The organism is Paracraurococcus lichenis, assembly GCF_030657435.1.
GTDB lineage: Bacteria > Pseudomonadota > Alphaproteobacteria > Acetobacterales > Acetobacteraceae > Paracraurococcus > Paracraurococcus lichenis.
Genome location: NZ_JAUTWS010000042.1, coordinates 24356 through 45370 on the forward strand (window position 1 = coordinate 24356; position 21015 = coordinate 45370).

Here is a 21015-nt window from a genome sequence, read left to right on the forward strand (position 1 = left end):
CGCGCTGCTCTGGTCTATCCGTCGCGGGCAGCTTCCAGCAGTTCCGCCAGGCGCCGGGCCAATTCGTCGCTGCTGACCGGATTGCGCAGCAGGGTGTAGCCACCACCGCCGTTCCCGCGGCTTACAACCTCGGCAACACCGCCCGCATGGCCTGTCAGCAGGATGGCGGCGAGGCTGGGTCGGCGGCGCTGCGCCTCGGCAATCAGCGCTTGCCCGTTCATCCGAGGCATGTACAGGTCCGAGACCAGCGCATCCACTGCCTCGCCCGCGTCAAGTAAGGCCAGCGCAGTTGCGCCGTCCGACGCCTGGATCACCTCGTGACCACGATCTTCTAGCTCGCGGGCCAGCATCTCCCGCACTAGGTCCTCGTCGTCGATCAGGAGGATGCGGCGTCCATTGGTGGGCAACTCCACGTCGCTGGCTACCGGGACATCTCCCGCGACGGTATCCGCATTGGCCACGGGCAGCCACAGCGACACAGTCGTGCCGCGCTCCGGGGCGCTCTCGATGTGCAACCCGCCGCCACTCTGCTCGGCGAAGCCGCGCGCCATGGCGAGGCCCAGTCCGGTGCCCTTACCCGGCTCCTTGGTCGTGAAGAATGTTCGGACGCCCGGGCCAAAGTCGCGGTATCCATGCCGCAGCCGGTGTCGGTCACAGACAGCCGGACGTACGAGCCCGGCAGCAAGGCAATAGGTCGACCCGGCTCTGCACCACGCATGACAATCTCGGACCGAGCCGACAAGATCAGGGTCCCGGCACCATCCATGGCGTCTCGTGCATTGGTGGCAAGGTTCACCAGCACCGTCTCCAGTTGGCCCTTGTCGGCCAGAACCGAGGGCAAGTCGTCCGACAGGTCGGCTCGGATCTCGATGCCTGCGCCGAGGGTGTGGGACAGTATGTCACGCGTGCTTTGCAGCAGGGCCGCGGCGTCCAGGGGCTCCGCCCTCAGCTCCCCGCGACGTGCGAAGGCGAGTAGGCGCCGAGTGATGGTAGTGCCGCGTTCCACGGCATCGACAAGCATGCGCGCGAGCTGCCGCACAACTTCAAAGTCCTTTGCCCGACGCTGAATCAGGACGGCGCCACTTCGGATGGCCTGCAATACATTGTTGAAGTCATGGGCGATGCCGCCCGCGAGTTGTCCAAGCGCTTCCATCCGCTGGGCATGCGCGAGGCGGGCCTGGATCTCCTGCAAATCCCGTGTGCGCTGTTCGACAAGATCTTCGAGGTCCATCCGGCTCCGGGCCAGGGCCGCCTCGACCTGCTTGCGCTCAGTGATGTCGATCGAGGTGCCGACAAGACCGACAACCTTGCCTGTCGCGTCCCTCAGCGGCGCCTTGGTGGAGAGCCAGATCGTCATGGTGCCGTCAGGTAAACTGACTTCCTCCTCGATCTGCTCGGCGACACCGCTTTCCATGATGCGGCGGTCGTTTGCCATGATGACCTCCCCTTGCCGCTTGTCCCGGAGAAACTCGGCGTCGGTCCGGCCCAGGAAGTCTTCCCGAGGTTTGCCAATCAGACGTGCCGTCCCCTCATTGGCCAGCAGCATCCGGCCTTGGCGGTCCTTGGCGTAGACCACCCCTGGCACGGCTTCGGTGAAGGTCCGCAGCAGGGCTACGGCGCGGTCCCGTTCTGCTTCCGTGGCACGGCGCCCTTCGATGTCGAGCAGCACGCCGGGGAAGCGCAATGGCTTGCCCTCAGGGGAATGGTCGACGCGGCCGTTCGCCTCGACCCAGCGATAGACGCCGTCATTCTGCCGGACCCGGTATTCGCAGCGGTAGGGGCCGCCGCGGGCAAGGCCTTCGGCGACGGCGTTCAGGACGCGTGCCTGGTCGTCGGGATGGATTGGTGCGATGGCTTGTCGAAGACTGATCCCGATTCGACACTGCGCCGGGTCGAGCCCAAAGGAGCGGGCGAAGCGCTCGTCGGCAGTTAGGTGATCGGTCTGCACCTCCCAGACCCAGGTGCCGATGATCGCGCCTGCGTCGAGGGCTAGTTGCACACGCTCTGCCGCTAGCCGGGCCGCTTCGTTGCTGGCCGCGAGCGCCGCTTCAGCCTCACGTTGCTCGGTAACGTCCATGGTGACGCCGAAAACTGAGCCGGGCCGGTCGGGATCGGCCACAACCTGGGCACGGCTCAGCAGCCTGCGAACAGTGCCGTCGGGTCGCCGAACCCTGTACTCGATCTCTGTCGATCCGCCCTCGCGCATCAGGCGTGCGAAGTCACCGGCCAAGCGGTCTCGGTCATCAGGATGGAGGCGGGTGAGCCAAGCGGCGTGGTCGAACCGCGCGCCAGGGGGCAGGCCAAATAGGGCGCGGAGACCGTCATCACACCGAGCTATCTGGTCGGGTCCAATCTCAAACAGGTGGATGCTGCCCGCCTCTTGCGCCCGTCGTAGGCGCTGGGCGACCTCGACCGCATCGTCCCCCGGCGATCCAAAGCAGTCGGACAACGGTCGCGCATCCTCATAGGATATCGCCTTCACGATTAGCATCGTCGACGGCATCCGCCTACATTGCTGGATTCGATATGTAAGTTGAAATATATATATAGAACAATGCGCGCATAAAGTTTAGTTGGGCAAATGGCTTACCGTGTTCGTGGTCCTCGGGCAGATTTATGTCTGGACCGCTCGAATCTCAAATTGTCTGGGCCATAAAGTCGTTCGAGTTCGCACTCACTCAGGTTATGTCTCGATGTTAAGTTTGATCTCAGCGGATGATCGGAGCCGACCCTCGTGTATGGAGATGCTGGACGCCACATCGTGGCTCTCCTGGCTGAAGACGAGGCGCTAATCGCGCTCTCGTTCACCGACATTCTTGAAGCAGAGGGTTGCCAAGTGACGGTGGCCAGCGATGGCGCTCAAGCGCTGGCCGTGGCACGGCGCATGGGCGACACCCTCGACGTATTGGTGACCGACTTGAACATGCCGAACATGACCGGTGAAGACTTGATCCGCACACTGCGCGCCGAGCAACCGGGGTTGCCGATTGTCGTCGTGACCGGCGCGCCACCAGCGGGTGGCCTTGCGGAACTCCGTAGGCTTGGCGGAACTCACGGTCCCATCACGCTATTACGAAAGCCGGTCGACTACGACCTTCTGGTCAAGGCCGTGCGCAGCGCGTCAGGACGCCGTTGACGTCCTCCTCTTCAGAGGCGCTGCTGCCGCCAGTGCGGCGGCAGCATCCCTCCTGCCTCTAGTTCAGGCCGAAGCGTGCGCCTCGGGACGACCGGGATAGCGTTCCTGCCGTGTGAGGGCCGCAGACACAGCCGTCCAGTCGCCAGCGCCGGTGAGGTAGGCCTGGAGTTGCCGCCGGGCGCGGAAGACCCGGCTTTTGGCCGTACCTACGGCACACCCAGTCGCCTCCGCTACTTCCTCGTAGGAGCGGCCTTCGAGCACGACCATGAACAGCGCCACCCTCTGGTCGGCGGGCAGGCGACCGATGGCTCGGTGCAGTTCCTTCAGTACAAGCCGGTCTTCGTGTGCACCACTGACGGCCAAGGCCGACATGGGCGCATCGTCGATATCCGTGGTCTCACGCCGCTTCCGGATATTACTGATGAAGCGGTTGCGGAGGATGCGATGCATCCAGGCAGAAAAGTTGGTGCCCGGCATGAAGCTGGCCTGGGCAGCCAGAGCATTGGTTACGGCATCCTGGACCAGGTCGTCGGCCGAAGCGCCATTGCGGGTCAGCGAAAGAGCCTGAACTCGGAGTTTCGGCAGCATCCCAATCAGTTCGGCATGGAAGTCGAACTGCACCGCAGCATCGCTGGTGGAGTTCATCTCGGAGCGCGTCTGCAAAGCCTTCATGTCAGAGAGTGACCCGGACGAAAGCGGGGTTGCATCTCGGCTTCGTGTGTCTGTCACAGGGGCGGGAGGGAAGGTGTCTTGTTACGAAATCAGCAGCTTCTTTCCTCTCGTCGCTTGCCTCACCTTTACGTCAAGCCAACCAGAGTACAGGCAGGCCATTGTAACTGTGCTGTGGAATAGCGTGGCCACTCATGGACGAGGCTGGAGGACATAGGGAGGACAGGCCTCAGAAGCCGGATCCGACAGAGACGCTGGAGCAGGCGTTGGCTGCCGCTGAGGACGCGCGAACAGATGCTGCTGAGGCCCGCGCCGAAGCCGATGCCAATGCCTTGGAGCGGGATGCGGCCCTACGGGAACTCGCCGAAGCCAGGGCTGAAGCCAAGCGGGCGTACATGCAAATCTCGGTGCTGCAAGCCAAACTGGCCGAAGCTGAATCACGGACCCGGGCGTGTGAGGATGATGTGAGCGCCCAGGCGGAGGAACTCCGGGTTGTCGCGGAGAAGTTGCACGCCCAAACCTCTGCGCTCGCCAAGGCTAACGAGGCTCGGGAACGCGCAAACCGCGATCTCGAGGCGCGTGTGGCGGAGCGTACGGCGGAGGTTGCCGAGGTCAATGCCATCCTTCGGGATGCAGCGGACGCGCTCCCCCACTTGGTCTGGAGCGCCCGGCCCGGCGGCGCCTGGCGCTATGCCAACCGGCGCTGGGTTGAGCACACCGGGATCGCCGCCGACGATGCGCGCGGGTTCGGCTGGTTGGAAGCCGTCCACCCTGACGACCGCGACCGCGTCATGGCCGCGTGGGCTGCCGCCACGACGCATGGCGAGTTGCGGGTTGAGCACCGGCTCCGAGGGCGGGATGGCGTCTACGAGTGGTTCGAGACGCGGGCCCTTTCCCTGCGCGGCCGGAGATGGGGACGGGAAGCTGACCCAGAGCGCTTTTTCGGCACCAGCACCAATATCGAAGAGGCCAAGCGGGCCGAGGCCGCCCTGCGACTGAGTGAGGCCCGCTTCCGTGGCTTCGCCGAAACCACCGACGATGTGGTCTGGATCGTCAACGGCGAGACCGGACAGATTGAGTATCTCAGCTTGGCCTACGAACGTGTCTGCGGCGAACCGCGCGCCGCCGTCGTCGGGCTACCGTGCCACCGCTCGGAACTGCTGCATCCGGAGGACCGCGGCCGGGTGGCGGAGGCACTTGGCGCTCTACCCGCGGGCGCGCGGTTCGACATCGTGTACCGCATTGTCCGGCCCAGCGATGGTGCGGTGCGCTGGATCCGCGACGTCGGCTTCCCCGTGCCTGGAGAGGATGGTCGTATCCTCTGGTTCGCCGGTCTGGCGCGCGACATCACGGCGGCCAAGGAAGCTGAGACCCGCCAGGCGTTGCTGCTGGGTGAACTGAACCACCGCGTCAAAAACGCACTGACCGCAGTGCAGTCGATCGCTGCCCAGACGGCCCGAGGGGCCGAGCACCCGGACGCCTTCCAGAGCAGGTTCCAGTCCCGCCTGATCGCACTCGCGCAGGCACATGATATGCTCACGCAACGGGCGTGGAGGGATGCTGCGCTTGGCGACCTGATCCGCCGTACCCTGGCGCCACACGCCGATGGTGGGGACATAGCGGCTCGCGTGCATGCCGCCGGACCGTCGGTCTGGCTACGGCCCGAGGCCGCCATCGCCATGCACATGGCCCTGCACGAGCTCGCCACCAATGCCGCCAAGTACGGCGCGCTCTCGACCCCTGGAGGACGTGTTGAGGTCACTTGGCACTGCGTCGCCGATGAGGGGGATGGCGCCACGAGGTTGAACCTCCTGTGGTGTGAGCGGGGTGGTCCCAGGGTTGAGCCGCCGACGCGGACCGGCTTCGGCTCGCGCCTGCTCGAGCGCGGCCTGGTCCAGCAGTTCGGCGCCAGCACGAGTCTGACCTTCACGCCCGAAGGGGTCGAATTCCGCTTCTCTGCAACCATTGGTACGGGATTGACAGAGGAGTAAGAGGATGTCGAAGCCTCGGTAGGCATTCGCCAAGGTTCAGTGAGCAGGCAAACGGTTCGCTCGGTTGACATGGCGCACACCTTCCGCTCTCGATTTCCGCAACGACCGACCACATCGAGGAACCTTCAAACGAGCTTTCGGCGTTGGGGGCCGTGTTGAGGGCGGCTGCCCGTGCGCAGGAGGATGAAACGTTGCGGGTGGTCGATGACTAAGCCGAAGGTGGAAGGGGAGCGGGTTGAAGTCGGACCCGGCCAGCCTGGGGCCGAAAAGACAGCATCGGTCTACCCCGATACGGCCCTGCTGCAAGTGGCCTACAATGCTATGGGCGAGGCAATCGTCATCACAGGGCCAGACCTCGACCGACCTGGCCCCCGTATCGAATACGTCAACGAGGGCTTCGTTCGCCTGACCGGCTACACCAGGGAAGAGGTCGTGGGGCACAGCCCTCGTCTTCTCCAAGGCCCGAAGACCGAGCGCGCCGTCCTCGACCGTCTGCGGGCGGCCTTGGAGGCAGGCGAGCCCTTTCAGGGTGCGACGGTCAACTACCGCAAGGACGGCACCGAGTTCGAGGTCGAGTGGCTCATTACGCCGGTCCGGGACGAGACCAGGCGGATTTCGCACTGGGTAGCAGTACAGCGCGATGTCACCGAACAACGTCAGTCGGAGGAGCATCTGCGGCGCCTGCTGCACGAGGTCAACCATCGGGTCAACAACACCCTCTCGGCGGTCCAATCGTTGGCCGCCCAGACCCTACGGGATGTGTCCTGCGATGATGCCTTGCGCAAGGCGTTCATGGCGCGACTGCTCGCCCTATCCCGGATCCACCGGATCCTGGTGCAGGAGCACTGGGCTGGCGCATCGCTGCGCGGCTTGGCTGAAGCTCCATTGGCCCACTACCTCGAAGACAAGGCAGCGCGGGTTCGCCTTCGCGGTCCTGAAGTGTGGCTGCGCCCGGGTGCCGCGGTGACGCTGGGTCTTGCGCTGCACGAGCTTGCGGTAAACGCCGCAACCCATGGCGCCCTGTCGGTCGCGGGCGGCTATGTGTCGCTTTGCTGGTCTACCGAGATGATGGCGAATGAGGAGCGGCTTCTCATGCAGTGGGCCGAACGTTATGGTCCGCCGATGCAGGCACCACCTGCACATCGTGGGTTCGGCACCCGGCTGCTCGAGCGCGGCTTGACCGGAGAATTGCAGGCCAATACTAGCCTACGGTTCGAACCGGCAGGCTTGTGCTGCGACATCAACATGCCTCTGCGAGCAGTGGTTGGCGGCACGCCCTGATACGGCGCTGCATGCCCTTGCCTGTCTGTAGTGGGCGGTCAGTCAGTCGGTCTCGGGAAAGGTATCCGGGCTTTCGGCGTGCTCATCCAGGATGCGCAAGAACTCCGATGGCAGCGTCTCGTCAATGACGGCGTCAAGGGCCTCGTGCAGACCGTGGCTGATCCAGGACATCAGTGTGTTATCGGCCGTCGGATCTGCCTCGCCGGACGACATCTGATTTTGGGATGCACCGCCAGCCCCGTTTTGCGGGTCCTCTTCCCGATCCTCCATCCCCATCGCCGCACCCGCACCGTCCCGTGATGACCACGCGTTCCGGCAGGGCTGGAAGACGTAGTTGAGAGAGGCGTTCGCGCCCCTGTGGGGAGCGCAACGGATACGCCAGCACATAGTTGCGCTGCCAGCATTTCGGCGTGTGTGCTGGCGGAGTGCCTCGTCCTTCTACACCGGACGAGGCACCTGTGGGCTCATTCAGCATTGCCCAGACGGCAGAAGGTTGAGGTGGGAAACATCGACCTCGACCCGCCCGAACGCCGCCGTGCCCTCGCTAGGAGCTCGACGGGCGCGACGGCTGAAGGGGGGCACCTCATGCCACAGCCCTGGCGCCCACAACACGCTGTTGATCCGGCAGGACAAGGCTGGCAGCGATGACGCGTACCTCGGCCGCCCATGCCATGTGGCAACCCAAGACAACTCGTTCGGTTGCTCCGGGCTATGCCGAGCAACAAAGGGCCACGGTTCCCAATCCAAAGGTCCTGGAGCTCAAAAATAAATTTGAAGATTTGCTACCTACCGTGCAGACGATCGTATACGTCTTGAGGCACCTCCCGGTCCGGTGAGGCGATTACCTGGTAGGAATTGCACCAAATCAAAATACATTCAAAGTTGAGGGCGCCACAGAACGATCCAAGGCGTCGCACCCGAGCGGCTCGCTCTGCTATGGCGAGCAACTGCCTGCTGGCGGCCCTGCCGCACCAGGACCAGCCAGACCTCGCACCTTACCTTGAGGAGGTGACCTTGGTGCGTGGCCAGGTTCTGTTCGAGCCCGGCCACGTCCCGTCACATGTTCACTTCCCCCATGCAGGGACGATGGTTTCGCTCGTCTTGCCGCTCCGGGACGGGGGCACCACCGAGACGGTGACGGTCGGCCTGGAAGGCGCTGCCGGGATCAGCGTTGACGCCACTGACGCCACGGTCGAGGCCTACACCCGTGCCGTGGTGCAGATGCCGGGCACCGCGACCCGGATCCTCACGACCGATCTGGCCAGAGCGGCTGCCGCCTCACCGTCCCTTCGCCATCTTCTGGCGCGGTACGCCGAGGCTGCGATGTCCATGGCGCTTCAAACCGCCGCCTGCAACGCGCAGCACCCTCTCCGACCCCGTTTGGCCCGCTGGCTGCTCACCGCCCAGGACCGCGCAGACGATGCCGCGGCACCGGTGCCGCTGACCCAGGAGTTTCTGGCCGAGATGCTCAGTGTCCGGCGCGCCAGCGCGGGCGAGGCAGCCCTTGGGCTCCAGGCCGAGGAGTTGGTCCGGCTCAGCCGCGCGGGCGTGACGGTCCTCGACCGTGCCCGACTGGAGGGCGCCTCCTGCGAGTGCCACGGCGCTCTCCGTCGCCGCTTCGCGCAACTCCTGCCGGACTGCCTTCCGCAGGGCGCCCGTGGAGCGGACGCGATTGCTCCGGCGGCAGACCCTGCGCGCTAGGAGAGGTCCTGACCCGGCCGCCCCCACTTCCCTTCCTTTGACTACCCACCGGAACGTACATCACCGGCATGTCGGACACCACCCACACCAAGCCTGCCGCATATCCGAACGCCACTAAGCGCGGTTGGCGCCGTATCGGGCGGCCCGCCGCCGCAGCCCTCGCCACACTCACCCTCTGCCTTGCCCTCGTCACCGTCGCCGGGCTGCGCACTTCAGACGAGGCAAGGGAGGCAGAGCAGTGGGTGGCGCATACGTTGGAGGTGTTGACCGAGGTGCGTGAGGCTCTCTCGGCCGTGCAGGACGCGGAGACCGGCCAGCGTGGTTACCTGCTCACGCGGCAGCCCGACTACCTCCAACCTTTCGAGGAGGGTCTCGTCGCGGCGCCGGAAAGGCTGCGGAGAACGCGCGAACTGACCAGCGACAACCCCGCTCAGCAGCAGCGGCTCATCGAACTGGAGACGGCCGTTTCTGACAAGCTGGCGGAGTTGGGCAGGACCGTCGATCTGGGCAGCCGCGGCGATTTCGACGCCGCGATGGCCGTGGTGCGCACCGACGAGGGTCAACGGATCATGCAAACGATCCGGCGCTTGTTCCTGGAGGTAAGCGAGGAGGAACAGCGCCTTCTCGTCATCCGGCAGGCGCAGGCCGCGGCGGTTGCGCGGCAGCTTGCCCTGAACCTCTACTCGGCAGCCGGGCTGGCCTTGATTACGACCCTGGCGTGCTTCGCCGCCGTGATAATCGAGGTGCGGCAGCAGCGACGGGAGCAGGCGCTGGTGGACCGGGGGGCGGCGCAGCTACGCAACGCACTCGAGAACACGAGCGACGGCGTCTACACGCTCGGACCTGACGGACGCTTCGCTTTCCTGAATCAGCATGCGACCGAACAACTAGCGGGCGGACGTGACCTGATCGGGCGACTGTTCTCGGACGTCATTCCCGAAGGCTCGGACCAACGGGTTTGGCATGCCCACTGGGTTTGCATAAAGGAGCGCGTGCCAACCGAGATTGAACTGCACCACGAGGCGCTTGGCCGCCAGTTCGTGCTCCGCGCCTTCCCTGTCATAGAAGGCGGCATCGCCGTCTTCTTCCGCGACGTCACCGAGGAGCGGACCGCTGTATCCGAGTTGGCGGCGAGTGAGGCCAGGCTGCGTACCATCCTGGAGACGGTGCCCGTCGGCCTGATCATGGCCGAGCTACCCTCGGGCCGGATCGTCGGCGGCAATCGCTATGTCGAGCAGATGCTGCGCCATCCCGTGCTGCACTCGCCCGACATCCACGGCTACGACGAATGGGTCTCGTTCCACGCCGACGGCACGCGCGTTAACGGACACGAGTACCCGCTGGCCCGCATGGTTATGGCCGGGGAGGAGAACCCCTCCATCGACGTTCACTACCAGCGTGGCGACGGCAGCCGCGCCTGGACCCGGATTGCGGGCCGCCCGGTACGGAACGAGCGCGACGAGGTGGTCGGCGGTGTGGTGGCCTTGGTCGACATCGACGCCGCGCGTCGTGCCCAGGAAGCGCTCACCGCTAGCGAGGCACGTCTGAAGGACCTGCTCGCCACACTCGACCTCGGTACCTTCATGGCGCGCGACCTGGATGGCGTCATCCGCTTCTGGTCCAAGGGGTGCGAGCGGCTGTACGGCTGGACAGCCGAAGAGGCGATTGGCCGCGTCTCACATGACCTGCTCCGGACGGTGTTCCCTGTACCGCTCGCAGAGGTCCAAGCGGCGCTGGAACGCGATGGTTGCTGGACGGGCGACCTCCTCCACCACACCCGCGATGGACGAGAGGTAATCGCGGCGGCGCGCAAGGTCCTGCGTCCGGCCACTGCGGATCAGCCCGGGGCCGTTCTCGAGGTGCTCGCCGACGTGACGGCTCAGCGCCGTGCCGAAGCCGCCCTGGCGGCCAGCGAGGAACGCCTGCGCCTGGCAAGCGAGAGCACCGGGCTCGCCATTTGGGATGCCGACCTGGCGACCGGCACTGCCACCTGGACCGCCAACCAGTTCGAGATGCTTGGCTACGTGCCGGACCCGTTTGGGCGGGCCAGCAACGCCATGTGGCGCGACCGGATCCTGCCCGAGGACTGGCCGGAGGTGGAAGAGGCCAACCGTCGTGGCAGGGCTGGCGAACAAGCCTTTCGGATTGTCTACCGCATCCGTCGCGCCGACACTGGCGCCGAGCGATGGATCGAGACCGTCGGGCGGTATCTGGACCATGGCCCTGACGGCACGCCGCGGCGCGTACTCGGCGTCGGCTTCGACGTTACCGACCGGCGCGATGCCGGAGCAGCGCTCGCTGAGAGCGAGGCGCGGCTGCGCTCCATCGTGGATACCGCAGCGGACGGCATCCTTGTTGCCGACGCGGCTGGTGGCGTCGTGCTGGCCAATCCCGCCGCACTACGCATTTTCGGCTATGATGGCGAGCCGGACGGGCTACTCGGCCAGAACCTCGAGTTGCTGATGCCCGCCGCCGAGGCCGCCCGACATGGTGGCTATCTCGCTGCCCATCGTGCAACCGGGAAGGCGCGGGTCATCGGCGTGCCCGGCCGCAGCCTGATGGGGCGGCGCCGCGACGGCACGGAGTTCCCGATCGACCTCTCAGTCGGCTCCTTCGAGGTCGGCGGCGAACGGTTCTTCACCGGCGTGGTCCGCGACGTCAGCCAACGCGTGGCGGCCGAGGCGACGCTGGTGGCCAGCGCGGCGCGGTTCCGCGCTCTGGCCGAGGCGATCCCGTCCTTGCTCTACGAGGCAGATGCCCAAGGCCGCAGTATCTACGTCAACCCTCGCTTCACCGAGTACACGGGCCTCCCACTCGAGGAGGCTGCGGGGCAAGGATGGCGGGATGCGATGCACCCCGACGATCGGTCCCGGGCCGTCGAGTCTTGGATGGCAGCGGTGCGAACTGGCCAACCCTACGAGAATGAGTACCGCCTCCAACGCCAGGACGGCCTTTTCCGCTGGTTTCTCGCCCGGAGCATGCCGGTACGGGACGCCGAGGGCCGGATCCTTCGTTGGGTCGGCACCTGCACCGACATCGACGACCAGAAGCGGGCCGAGGCGGGCGCGAGAGAGAGCGAGGCACGCCTGCAACTCGCCCTCGAGGCGGGCGGCATGGGGTTCTGGTCCTAGGATCTCAAGACGGACCGGCTAGAGTGGGATGCGCGGCAGTTCGAGCTCCACGGCCTTGACCCTGCGCATGGCCAGCCGAGCAGCAAGGTGGCGCGCTCGACCGTTCACCCCGATAACGTGCCAGGGCTGATCACGGCCATCCAGGCCGCCATCGCCGCGGGCAATGGCGCCTTCAGCCACGAGTACCGCGTCGTCCATGCCGATGGCGTCCGCTGGATCGCAGGCCATGGCCATGCGGTACCCGGCCCGGATGGCTGTGCCGTCCGCATGGTCGGCTTGAACTTCGATGTCACCGCGCGCCGGGAGGCCGAAGCTGTTCTGGCGCGCGAGGCCGAGCAACTCGATCACCTCGCAGAGGAGCGTGGCCGAGCGTTGGCCGCAAGCGAGGCGCGGCTGGCGCAGGCCGCGCGGATGGAGGCACTCGGGCGCCTGGCGGGCGGCATCGCGCACGACTTCAACAACGTCCTCCAGGCCGTGCAGGGCGGGATCACACTCGCATCGAAGCGGCTGCCGCCTGACGCCGACAGCATTCGAAAGTACCTCGGCATGGCCTCCGAGGCGGCGGGCCGCGGTGCTGCCGTCACTGGACGCCTGCTCTCCTTCGCCCGCCGCGGCGAGCTCCGCTCGGAGCCGGTGGCGCCCGGCCCGTTGTTGCAGGGCCTGGCCGAATTCCTCAAGCCTGTCCTCGGTTCCAACTTCATGTTGAGAACCGTGGTTCCGCCCGGCCTGCCGCCGTTACAGGCGGACAAGGCGCAACTCGAGGCGGTGCTGGTCAATCTGACCAACAACGGCCGTGATGCGATGGCAGCGGGTGGCACCCTCATCCTCGCGGCTGAGGCGGTGACGGTGCCCGGGGCGGAGAACCCGCCGCATAACATCCAGCCCGGCACCTACTTGCGCCTCTCTGTCAGCGACGAGGGTGAGGGCATGTCACCGGAGGTTCTGGCCCGCGTCAGCGAACCCTTCTTCACCACCAAACCGCGGGGAAAAGGCACCGGCCTTGGCCTGGCCATGGCGCATGGCTTCGCCGAGCAATCCGGTGGCGGGCTGACGATACGGAGCGTGCTTGGAGAGGGGACGACTGTATCGATCTGGCTGCCGCGGCTTCCGGACGCGGTTGCAGTCCAGGAGCGTGAAAGTGACGACACGGCTTCCGACAGGGGTGCAGTTCCCGAGGGCGGCAACGCGATCCTGCTGGCCGAGGACAAGGCCGAGGTCCGGGCGGTGCTGGCTGCGCAACTCGACGATCATGGATACCAAGTACGAGAAGCCGAGGATGCAGCCTCGGCCCTCGCTATTCTCGAGGGTGGCTTTCGGCCCGACGCGCTGGTGACCGACTTGAGCATGCCGGGTGCCCTCGACGGTCTTGACCTGCTGCGTGAGGTGCGGCTGCGCCTGCTACGCCTGCCTGCCGTTCTAGTCACCGGTCATGCGGGTGATGCGGAGGTGGAGCGGATGCGAGAGGCTGAGCGGGGCGGCCCGTTCGCCCTCCTGCGTAAGCCAGCCTCGCCCGAAGCTCTGTTGGACCGGCTTGCCCGCGTGCTGCGTCAGGCAGGCATCCATGCCATCGCGGTGAATCAGTAATCGGGTGCTGAGTGGTGGCGACCTTGCGGTACGTGCTTCGCAGCCAAACCATCATGCGGCGCCTGACGCTCCGAACACGCATGGCGGTCCTGGTGGTTGCCGCTACCTTGCCGCTCCTCGGCTACAATCTTGGCACCATCTACGTGGATTATTGTCATGAACGGGCACGGGCAGGCCAGCAGCCGCTCGAGCCCGCCCGTGATCTCGCGCTTGCCTTGGAGGGTTAGCTCCCGGGTAGGCCTTGGAGACGACGCCTGCCCTGACATTAACCTTGTAGGTGCGCCTTCTGAACCAGGATCGCCACTTGATCGGCGAGAGCCGCGCCATCAACCGGCTTACGCAGTAGGCAAACGGGACCGTTGACCATGTCGCCGATGGCAAACTCGGCGGCGCTGGTCGCGTAACCCGTGAGCAGGATAGCGGGCAGCCCGGTCCTGCGCCGTTGCGCCTCTCGAATCACGGCAATGCCGTCCATGCCCGGCATCGACAGGTCGGTCACGACCACGTCCACCGCCTCGCCCGCATCAAGTCGCTCCAGCGCCTGCGCTCCGGACTCCATAGGCAGAACAGTGCATCCCGCCGCCGCAAGTTCCTCGGCAATCATCTCACGGACCTGAGTCTCGTCGTCGACGAGTAGGATGCGTGCATGCGTCCGCATCTCGGCTGACTGTTCCTTGCCGCTTGAAGGCCGGGTTGTCCCTTCGCCTGCCGTGGTCGGAAGCCACAGGACGACGACAGTGCCCTGCCCCCGCGTACTCTCGATGGCCAGTGTACCACCACTTTGTTCCACGAAGCCTTTGGCCATAGAAAGGCCGAGGCCAGTGCCGCGCCCTATCCCCTTGGTGGTGAAGAACGGCTCCAGCACCCGCGCCAGCGTCGCCTGGTCCATCCCGGAACCGGTGTCGGCAACGGAGAGACGAAGATACTCCCCCGCTGAGAGCCCGGCGGGATGGCCTTCTCGCGACACAGTCTCGGCCGTCGCTGTCAGACTCAGGACACCCTGGCCGGACATGGCGTCGCGCGCATTGGTAGCGAGATTCACCAGCACCGTCTCGAGTTGCCCCTTGTCGGCCAGCAGGGGCAGCAGCCCCTCCTGGGTTTCGACCCGCACCTCGATCCCTGCACCCAGAGTATGCGCCAGGATCTCGCGCATACCACCGAGCAGGGAGGCGGCGTCGAGCGGCTCGGCTCGCAGGTCGCCACGACGGGAGAAGGCCAGCAGGCGCCGGGTAACCGCCGCGCCACGCCCAGTCGCCTCGCGTGCGAGGCGGGCGAGCCGAGCGACAGCTTCCGGATCGGCCGGGCGGCGCTCAATCAGCGTGACAGCGCCCTGCACGGCCTGGAGCACGTTGTTGAAGTCGTGTGCGATGCCGCCTGCCAGTTGCCCGAGCGCCTCCATGCGCTGCGCATGTGCGAGCCGCGCCTCGGCCTCCCGCAGGTCATGTGTCCGCTCCTCGACCAGCCGCTCAAGGTCCTCGCGCGACCGTGCCAGGGCCTCGCGCGCCGCCACCGTGTCCTCGATGTCCGTGCAGGTGCCGAACCAGCGGGTGATGGTGCCGGTATCCGGATCGCGGACCGGCAAGGCGCGGCCGAGCATCCACCGGTAGGCACCGTCGGCCATGCGGATCCGGTACTCTACCTCGAAGGGCTCGCCGGTAGCGAGTGACTGCCGCCAGAGCGCCCAGGCGTGCTCGCGGTCGTCAGGGTGGAGCACCGGACTCCATTCCCCGGCCCGCTCCGGCGCCGTGCCGGTGAGGTCATGCCAGCGCCTGTTGTAGTAGTCGTGGTAGCCATCCGGCCGCGCCGACCACACCATCTGCGGCATGGTGTCCGTGATGGCTCTAAACCGGGCCTCGCTCTCGCGCAGGGCCGCCTCGGCGGCGCGTCGCTCGCTCAGGTCTACCACGAAGGCGGCTCCTACCCCGGTGTCCCGGTCGACCAGACCGAAGGAAACCAGGACTGGGACGCGCGTGCCATCCGGGCGCAGGTACTCCTTCTCGAAGGGCATACACCGGCCAGTTGCGGCGACCTCGGCGATCGCCACCTTATTGCGAGCGAGCCACTCCTTGGGCGTGATCTCGTCCAAGCGGAGGTTGCGCCTGTCCAGGTCCGCCCGCTCGCGACCGATCAGAGTGAGGAAGGCATTGTTGGCGGCGTGCACACGCCCGCTGGTGTCGCTGATGACAACGCCAACCGGGCTGTTCTCGAACAGGGCACGTGCGTCGGCCGCGACGCGCTCCCGCTCAGCGATGATCCCGGCGAGCACGGCAGTGAGATCGTCGGCCTCGCGCAGGCCAATGCGTTCCGGTGGTGTGCCTCCCATGGCTGCGCCTGCCACAGCGACCTCCGGCACCCGCCGGAAATCCGCAACCGTGCGGCGGGCTACACGCATGGCGAGGAGGAGCGACAAGGCAACCGCTGTCAGTCCGATGACGATGGTCCGCCGTGCATTCCCTTCAAGTTGTGCCAGGAAGGCCGCATCCGATACGCCAAGCTCGACGACGTAGCCGCTCTGCGGCGCACGAGCGAAGGCGATGGTGGACGGCACCCCCTCCAGCGTCCGCGTCCCACGCGGTGCGAGCCCGCTCTCCGCGGCACGGATCGCCTGGAGCACGGCAGGCCTGGACTGCTTGCCGACCGTCTCGGCGTCCCCGACCGAGCGAGCAACGATGACGCCCTGGCGGTCAAGCACGGTGATGAAGCCGCCAAGCGGCATGTCCACCAATTCGGTGATGGCCACCAGGCGCTGGCGTGGAAGCGTCGCGCCGATGGCCGCGATGGCTGAATGCTGGTTCTCGCCCTCCACCGCCGCTATCCGGGCGGGCACGGCCACAGCAATGACGGGCACGGTGTTGTTCGCGCCTAGGAGATGAAGATCCGATATCTGCGGCTTGCCGGAGGCAATCGCGGCCCGCACGTGTGGCAATGCAGGGTCGCCCCTGCCACGGCCGTCCGGCGCGCTGGTGTCGAGTAGCCGGGCGCCTGCGGCATCCACGAGGGTCATCCTGACCGGCGGCGCTCCGACAGGGAGGCCTTCCGAGAGCAGGTCACGCGCCGCCCGCAGGCCGTCGGCAAAGGTGTCCAGGTCACCGCGGGCCAAAGCGGGGGATGTCGCCAAGGTGCGTGCCACCGCCTGCGTCCGCTCGAACTCAAGGTCCACCAGGCGCGCCATGGTCCGCGCTTGCTCCAGGAGGTGTGCCTCCGCCTGCGCCCGGTCGTCCTCAAACTGCATCCAGAGCGTGCCCGCCCGGAAAATGATGAGCGGCACGATTACGACGGCAAGCAGCCACAGCAATCGCCGGGCAAGCGATTCACCGGCTGGACCGCCCGGCCCCGAAGCCGAGCCGGGCAAGGTCGTTCGCCAACTCCACGTTGTTCGCCAAGCCGTCAGCGGCATGCTGAGCCGGGCCAGCAGCAGGTACCAAAGCTGGCTTCCGTACGTCGTGACAGGCTTAGAAGGGTAAATCCCCCTGCCTCCGGCCTCCACAACCCCCCCATCCGACGGCATCACGCTCCAACCTGTTGGCCACCCCCAATCGCCACCGCCGCCGGAGGTCTCGAGCGACCCTACCCCAACGGTTTCAACTGAGGGCATACGTTTCACCCGGTCGAGTTCATACCTCTGCAATCAAGAAATCGCCACATCAAAGAAAGTGATTTTGCGAGCTTTCGAAGACCGTTTCGGGCTTCAACTCGTTAACTCGGCTTATATCAACTTATAGTTTCAAATCTGACAGCTATATTGCGGTCTTGTGTCGTAACAGCGGCAGTTCAACGCATCGAGCGTGGTTGCTCGCTATGCAGAATCTACCCCGCAGACCAGACGAACCGCGAATCGTCTACGTGGCTGTGTCGGGTTACATCCTACGGAATGTAATTGCTGGCCCCGTCAGTCAATCTGCATGCTACTAACGGTTGTCCCATTGCGTCTGGATCGTCCAGAAAAGAGCAGGTCAGGAGAAGCCGTACCGAATGCCTCACGTCACGACGGAAGCTTCTCCCGCCGTGCCCGAGCACCAGCTTGCGTCTCTCGGAAGTCGCTATCAGGCGCCCCCTCCACGACGGGGCCGCAGGTTGCGGGACCACATCATGGTCCTGGCGCTGGCGGTACTGGCCCCCGCGCTTGGGGGCGGAGTCGCGGCGGCCTGGGTAGCGGTCGACAGCTATCGGACGGCAGCCGAAGGGCGCCTTCGGGACACAGCCCATGCGCTGGCACTTGCACTAGACTCTGAGATCGACTCCGTGACCACAGCGCTTGTGACGTTGGCAGAGTCCCCAGACCTGCGACCAAGCGGTGACTTGGCGGCCTTTGAGGTGCAGGCCAGGGCCGTGGGTCGCGCCCTCGGGACGGGGGTGCTGGCCCGCGGCCCCGCCCCGGGCTTTCCGACGTTCATCAACACATTCGTACCTCCTGGTGGGGCGATACCGCCGATCCCGCCCGAGGCGCAGGAGATCCTGCGAGACGTTGCGGCGTCTGGACGCCCACGAACGACGGACCTGTACCTCAGCCCCTCGACAGGTGACCCCACGACCGCTGTGGTGATGCCCCTCACGTCGGACGGACCCATGCGCCTGCTCACCATGACACTGCCGCCCGGGCGCCTTGCGCACCTGCTCGAAGCGCAGCGCCTGGAGGCGGGTGGGGTCGCAAGCTTGGTCGACGGGCACGGGCGCATTGTTGCGCGGTCGCATGACCACGACCGCTACCTTGGCCAATCAGCGCCTTACCGGGGGGGGGGGCGGGCACCTAAGTAAGGTTGCGGAGGAGTTGGTCCGCGGCGGGAACCTCGACGGTACGGACACTCTGTTCGCCCTTGCACCGCTCCGGTATGCGCCGGGGTGGACCGTCGCCGTCAGCATGCCATGGCAGGTTTACGGAGCGGCGTGGCGGCGGCCGCTGCTATGGCTGGCTGCGGGCGCAGCCGTGGTATTGGTCCTCGGCCTCAGCGCCGCGCACGTCCTTGCCCGGCGCGTGGTGCGCCCGATCGGTGCCCTGGTCCGACGCGCCCAGGCCGTGGCCTCCGGTACCCCCCTGACGCGCGACGCCAACGATGCGGATGCGCCGGTCGCCATCACTGAGATTGCGGACCTGCGGGCCTGGATGGCCACGGCTGAGGAAGCCTTGCTGCGCCGGAGTGAGGCGTTGGCCGAACAGAACCGGACGCTCGGCGAGTTGGCCGGGACGCTCGACCTCGGCATGGCCATGGTCCGCGACTGGGACGGCCCCATCCGCTTCTGGTCGAGGGGCTGCGAGCTCCTGTATGGCTGGTCCGCCGCGGAGGTGGTTGGCCGCGACGCGCACGACCTGCTGCGGACCGTTTTCCCCGTGCCCTTCCCAGAGATCAAGGCTGCGCTCGAGCACGACGGCGAGTGGACAGGTGACCTGCGGCATTGCGCCCGGGACGGCCGCGAGGTGGTCGTTGCCGTGCGGAAGGCTCTGCGGCGCGATCAGGCCGGGCGCCCCGTTGCGGTGCTGGAGTCCGTGGCCGACGTGACAGCGGCGCGTGAGGCTGAGGCCGCGCTCCGGGACAGCGAGGCGACGCTGCGCGCCGTGCTCGATGCCCTGCCGGTGGGCGTGATCATCGCCAACGTCTCGGGCAGGATCCTCAAGGACAACGCGGCACACCGCGAACTCTGGGGTGTGCCGCCCGACACCACCAGTTGGGAGGCCTACGGCGAGTGGGTTGGCTACCGGCCGGAGACAGGCGAGCGCATCCAGGCTCATGAGTGGGCCATGGCCCGCGCGCTGCTCAAGGGCGAGACCACGCACGGCGAACTCGTGGAATGCGCGCGCTTCGGCACGGGGGAGCGGCGGTTCTTTCTCAACAGTGCGGCGCCGGTCCGCGATGCCCGGGGCAGGATCGTGGGCGGCGTGGTCGCCGAGGTCGACGTCACCCCGCACCGGAAGGCGGAGGCGGCCCTGGCCGAGAGCGAGGCGCGGCTGCGCTCGGTGGTGAACACAGCCGCCGATGGCATCCTGGTCGCCGACGCCGCCGGGCGGATCGTGTCGGCCAATGCATCCGTGGTGCAAATGTTTGGCTACGATGCTGAGGAGGACCTGCTCGGTCGAGACCTCGGCACGCTGATGCCGCAGGTGAAAGCAACCACCTCCGGTGAGCGACCGAGCTCTACTGACCTGCCAAGGCGCGAGCTCACCGCTGCCCGGCGGGATGGGAGCGAGTTCCCGGTCGAGCTCTCCGTCTCCTCCTTCGCCTCGGGTGGCCAGCGCTTCTCCACCTCCGTCGTGCGTGACGTGACGGAGCGCAAGCGCGCCGAGGAGCTCCGGAACCTGCTGGCGCGCGAGGTTGACCACCGGGCAAAGAACGCGCTGGCCGTCGCCTTATCTCTGCTGCGGCTCACGCCACGGGACGACGCGGCGCGCTTCGCGGCTTCGGTCGAGGGGCGGGTCACAGCCATGGCTCGGGCGCACTCGTTGCTGGCGACACAGAAGTGGGAAGGTGCCGACCTGCGTGCTCTCGTCGAAGCCGAACTGGCGGCGCACGTCGGGCGCCTGTCGCTGTCCGGACCTGCGGTGCGCCTCTCTCCGGAGGCGGTTCAGCCGATGGCGATGGTTCTGCACGAGCTTGCCACGAACGCGACCAAGTACGGCGCCCTCTCTCTACCCGCAGGCCATGTGGTCCTGTCGTGGGACACCGTGGGGACAGGAAACGGGTTGAGGCTGGTGTGGCAGGAGCGGGGCGGCCCGCCGGTGCAAGCACCCACTCGACGCGGCTTCGGCTCACGGCTGCTGACCTCCCTGGTCGTCCAGCAACTCGGCGGCGATTTCGAGCTCATCTGGACGGACACTGGCCTCCATTGTGAGATGCAGATTGAGCCTCGGTTCCTGATGTCCACAGCACCATCGCTGACAAAAGAATCGTCACCTCGGGCCTCGATCGAGGAGCGCCGGGTCACATGCACCCAGCAGATCGAACAGACTAACCATCAGCCTGCACAGAAGGGTGTCCGCCCGCGTGTCCTTGTTGTGGAGGATGAAGCGCTGCTGAGCCTGGAGATCGAGTCAGCACTCGACGAGCTCGGCTGCGACGTTGTCGGCCCGGCCCGTACCCTCGCCGACGCGGTGCGCCTGGCCGCCGGTGAGAGGCCGCTCAGCGCCGCTGTGCTGGACGTGAACCTGGGCGGCGGTGACTACTCTTTCCCGGCTGTCGACCTGCTCCAGACCCGCAATGTGCCCTACGTCCTGGCCACCGGCTACGGCAGTGCCAGGTGGCTTGAGGGCCGCGAGCACGATGCAGTCGCGGTGTTGATCAAACCCTACCCGCGCGAGGCGCTGGCCGGTGCGGTTCGGGCCGCGCTGCACCGGGCGGCACAATCGCAGGTGCCTTAACCCCAGGTTCGTCGGCGAGATCCGACGCAGACGTTCTCGCTCGAGCCGCCGTGCCCGGCGGAAACACAAAGTACAGGCTCGAGGAAACAGCAACTTGCCGCTCGGCGACGTTGCTGCATGTGGCTGGCGCCTTGGGAAACCGGCAAGCTACTGTTGTCCTTCTCGCAGTCATCG

At 66.5% G+C, this 21015-nt stretch carries 11 protein-coding genes and 2 pseudogenes; 8 read left to right on the plus strand and 5 right to left on the minus strand.

From position 1 onward, the window contains the following. Positions 1-14: 14 nt before the first annotated feature. A complete protein-coding gene (locus tag Q7A36_RS27925; protein ID WP_305107060.1) occupies positions 15-413 on the minus strand; it encodes a response regulator in 399 nt (132 codons plus the stop codon). An 842-nt stretch (positions 414-1255) separates the two neighbouring features. Then, positions 1256-2503: pseudogene (locus Q7A36_RS41660) on the minus strand (PAS domain-containing protein); the annotation flags it as partial. A 258-nt stretch (positions 2504-2761) separates the two neighbouring features. On the opposite strand from Q7A36_RS41660, the gene Q7A36_RS27935 reads away from it, so the two are divergent. Continuing rightward, positions 2762-3136: a response regulator gene (locus tag Q7A36_RS27935; protein WP_305107062.1), complete on the plus strand. Its 375-nt coding sequence runs from the start codon at positions 2762-2764 to the stop codon at positions 3134-3136. A 63-nt stretch (positions 3137-3199) separates the two neighbouring features. Here Q7A36_RS27935 and Q7A36_RS27940 read toward each other — a convergent pair whose 3' ends face one another. Continuing rightward, entirely contained in the window at positions 3200-3781 is a 582-nt protein-coding gene (locus tag Q7A36_RS27940; RefSeq protein ID WP_305107063.1) for a sigma-70 family RNA polymerase sigma factor, read from the minus strand. Between the two features lie 290 nt (positions 3782-4071). Between Q7A36_RS27940 and Q7A36_RS27945 the strand changes: the two genes are divergently transcribed. Together Q7A36_RS27945 and Q7A36_RS27950 are read left to right on the plus strand one after the other, a co-directional pair. Beyond that, positions 4072-5796 carry a sensor histidine kinase gene (locus tag Q7A36_RS27945; RefSeq protein ID WP_305107064.1) on the plus strand — a complete coding sequence of 575 codons (1725 nt, stop codon included), beginning with the start codon at positions 4072-4074 and terminating at the stop codon, positions 5794-5796. A gap of 204 nt (positions 5797-6000) precedes the next feature. Continuing rightward, entirely contained in the window at positions 6001-7077 is a 1077-nt protein-coding gene (locus tag Q7A36_RS27950; RefSeq protein ID WP_305107065.1) for an HWE histidine kinase domain-containing protein, read from the plus strand. A gap of 42 nt (positions 7078-7119) precedes the next feature. On the opposite strand, the gene Q7A36_RS27955 is transcribed toward Q7A36_RS27950, so the two are convergent. Next, positions 7120-7347, minus strand: a complete 228-nt coding sequence (locus tag Q7A36_RS27955; RefSeq protein ID WP_305107066.1) for a hypothetical protein — start codon at positions 7345-7347, stop codon at positions 7120-7122. A 666-nt stretch (positions 7348-8013) separates the two neighbouring features. Here Q7A36_RS27955 and Q7A36_RS27960 point away from each other — a divergent pair. The 4 genes and pseudogenes from Q7A36_RS27960 (at position 8014) to Q7A36_RS27975 (ending at position 13493) form a co-directional block, all read left to right on the plus strand. Next, positions 8014-8778, plus strand: a complete 765-nt coding sequence (locus Q7A36_RS27960) for a Crp/Fnr family transcriptional regulator (protein WP_305107067.1) — start codon at positions 8014-8016, stop codon at positions 8776-8778. Between the two features lie 68 nt (positions 8779-8846). Next, positions 8847-11909, plus strand: a complete 3063-nt coding sequence (locus Q7A36_RS27965; RefSeq protein ID WP_305107068.1) for a PAS domain S-box protein — start codon at positions 8847-8849, stop codon at positions 11907-11909. Between the two features lie 30 nt (positions 11910-11939). Then, positions 11940-12176, plus strand: a pseudogene (locus Q7A36_RS27970) (PAS domain-containing protein); the annotation flags it as partial. After that, a complete protein-coding gene (locus Q7A36_RS27975) occupies positions 12177-13493 on the plus strand; it encodes an ATP-binding protein (RefSeq protein ID WP_370655715.1) in 1317 nt (438 codons plus the stop codon). Between the two features lie 265 nt (positions 13494-13758). Here Q7A36_RS27975 and Q7A36_RS27980 read toward each other — a convergent pair whose 3' ends face one another. Then, on the minus strand, positions 13759-16788 hold the full coding sequence (locus Q7A36_RS27980; RefSeq protein WP_305107069.1) for a PAS domain S-box protein: 3030 nt from the start codon (positions 16786-16788) through the stop codon (positions 13759-13761). A gap of 1635 nt (positions 16789-18423) precedes the next feature. Here Q7A36_RS27980 and Q7A36_RS27985 point away from each other — a divergent pair. Next, on the plus strand, positions 18424-20841 hold the full coding sequence (locus Q7A36_RS27985; RefSeq protein WP_305107070.1) for a PAS domain S-box protein: 2418 nt from the start codon (positions 18424-18426) through the stop codon (positions 20839-20841). The last annotated feature ends 174 nt before the right edge of the window (positions 20842-21015 follow it).

Coding starts and splice junctions, on each gene's coding strand:
- Q7A36_RS27955 (WP_305107066.1), bottom strand. CDS start 7,347: ATGGAGGATCGGGAAGAGGACCCGCAAAACGGGGCTGGCGGTGCATCC.
- Q7A36_RS27965 (WP_305107068.1), top strand. CDS start 8,847: ATGTCGGACACCACCCACACCAAGCCTGCCGCATATCCGAACGCCACT.
- Q7A36_RS27940 (WP_305107063.1), bottom strand. CDS start 3,781: ATGAACTCCACCAGCGATGCTGCGGTGCAGTTCGACTTCCATGCCGAA.
- Q7A36_RS27960 (WP_305107067.1), top strand. CDS start 8,014: ATGGCGAGCAACTGCCTGCTGGCGGCCCTGCCGCACCAGGACCAGCCA.
- Q7A36_RS27950 (WP_305107065.1), top strand. CDS start 6,001: ATGACTAAGCCGAAGGTGGAAGGGGAGCGGGTTGAAGTCGGACCCGGC.
- Q7A36_RS27975 (WP_370655715.1), top strand. CDS start 12,177: ATGGTCGGCTTGAACTTCGATGTCACCGCGCGCCGGGAGGCCGAAGCT.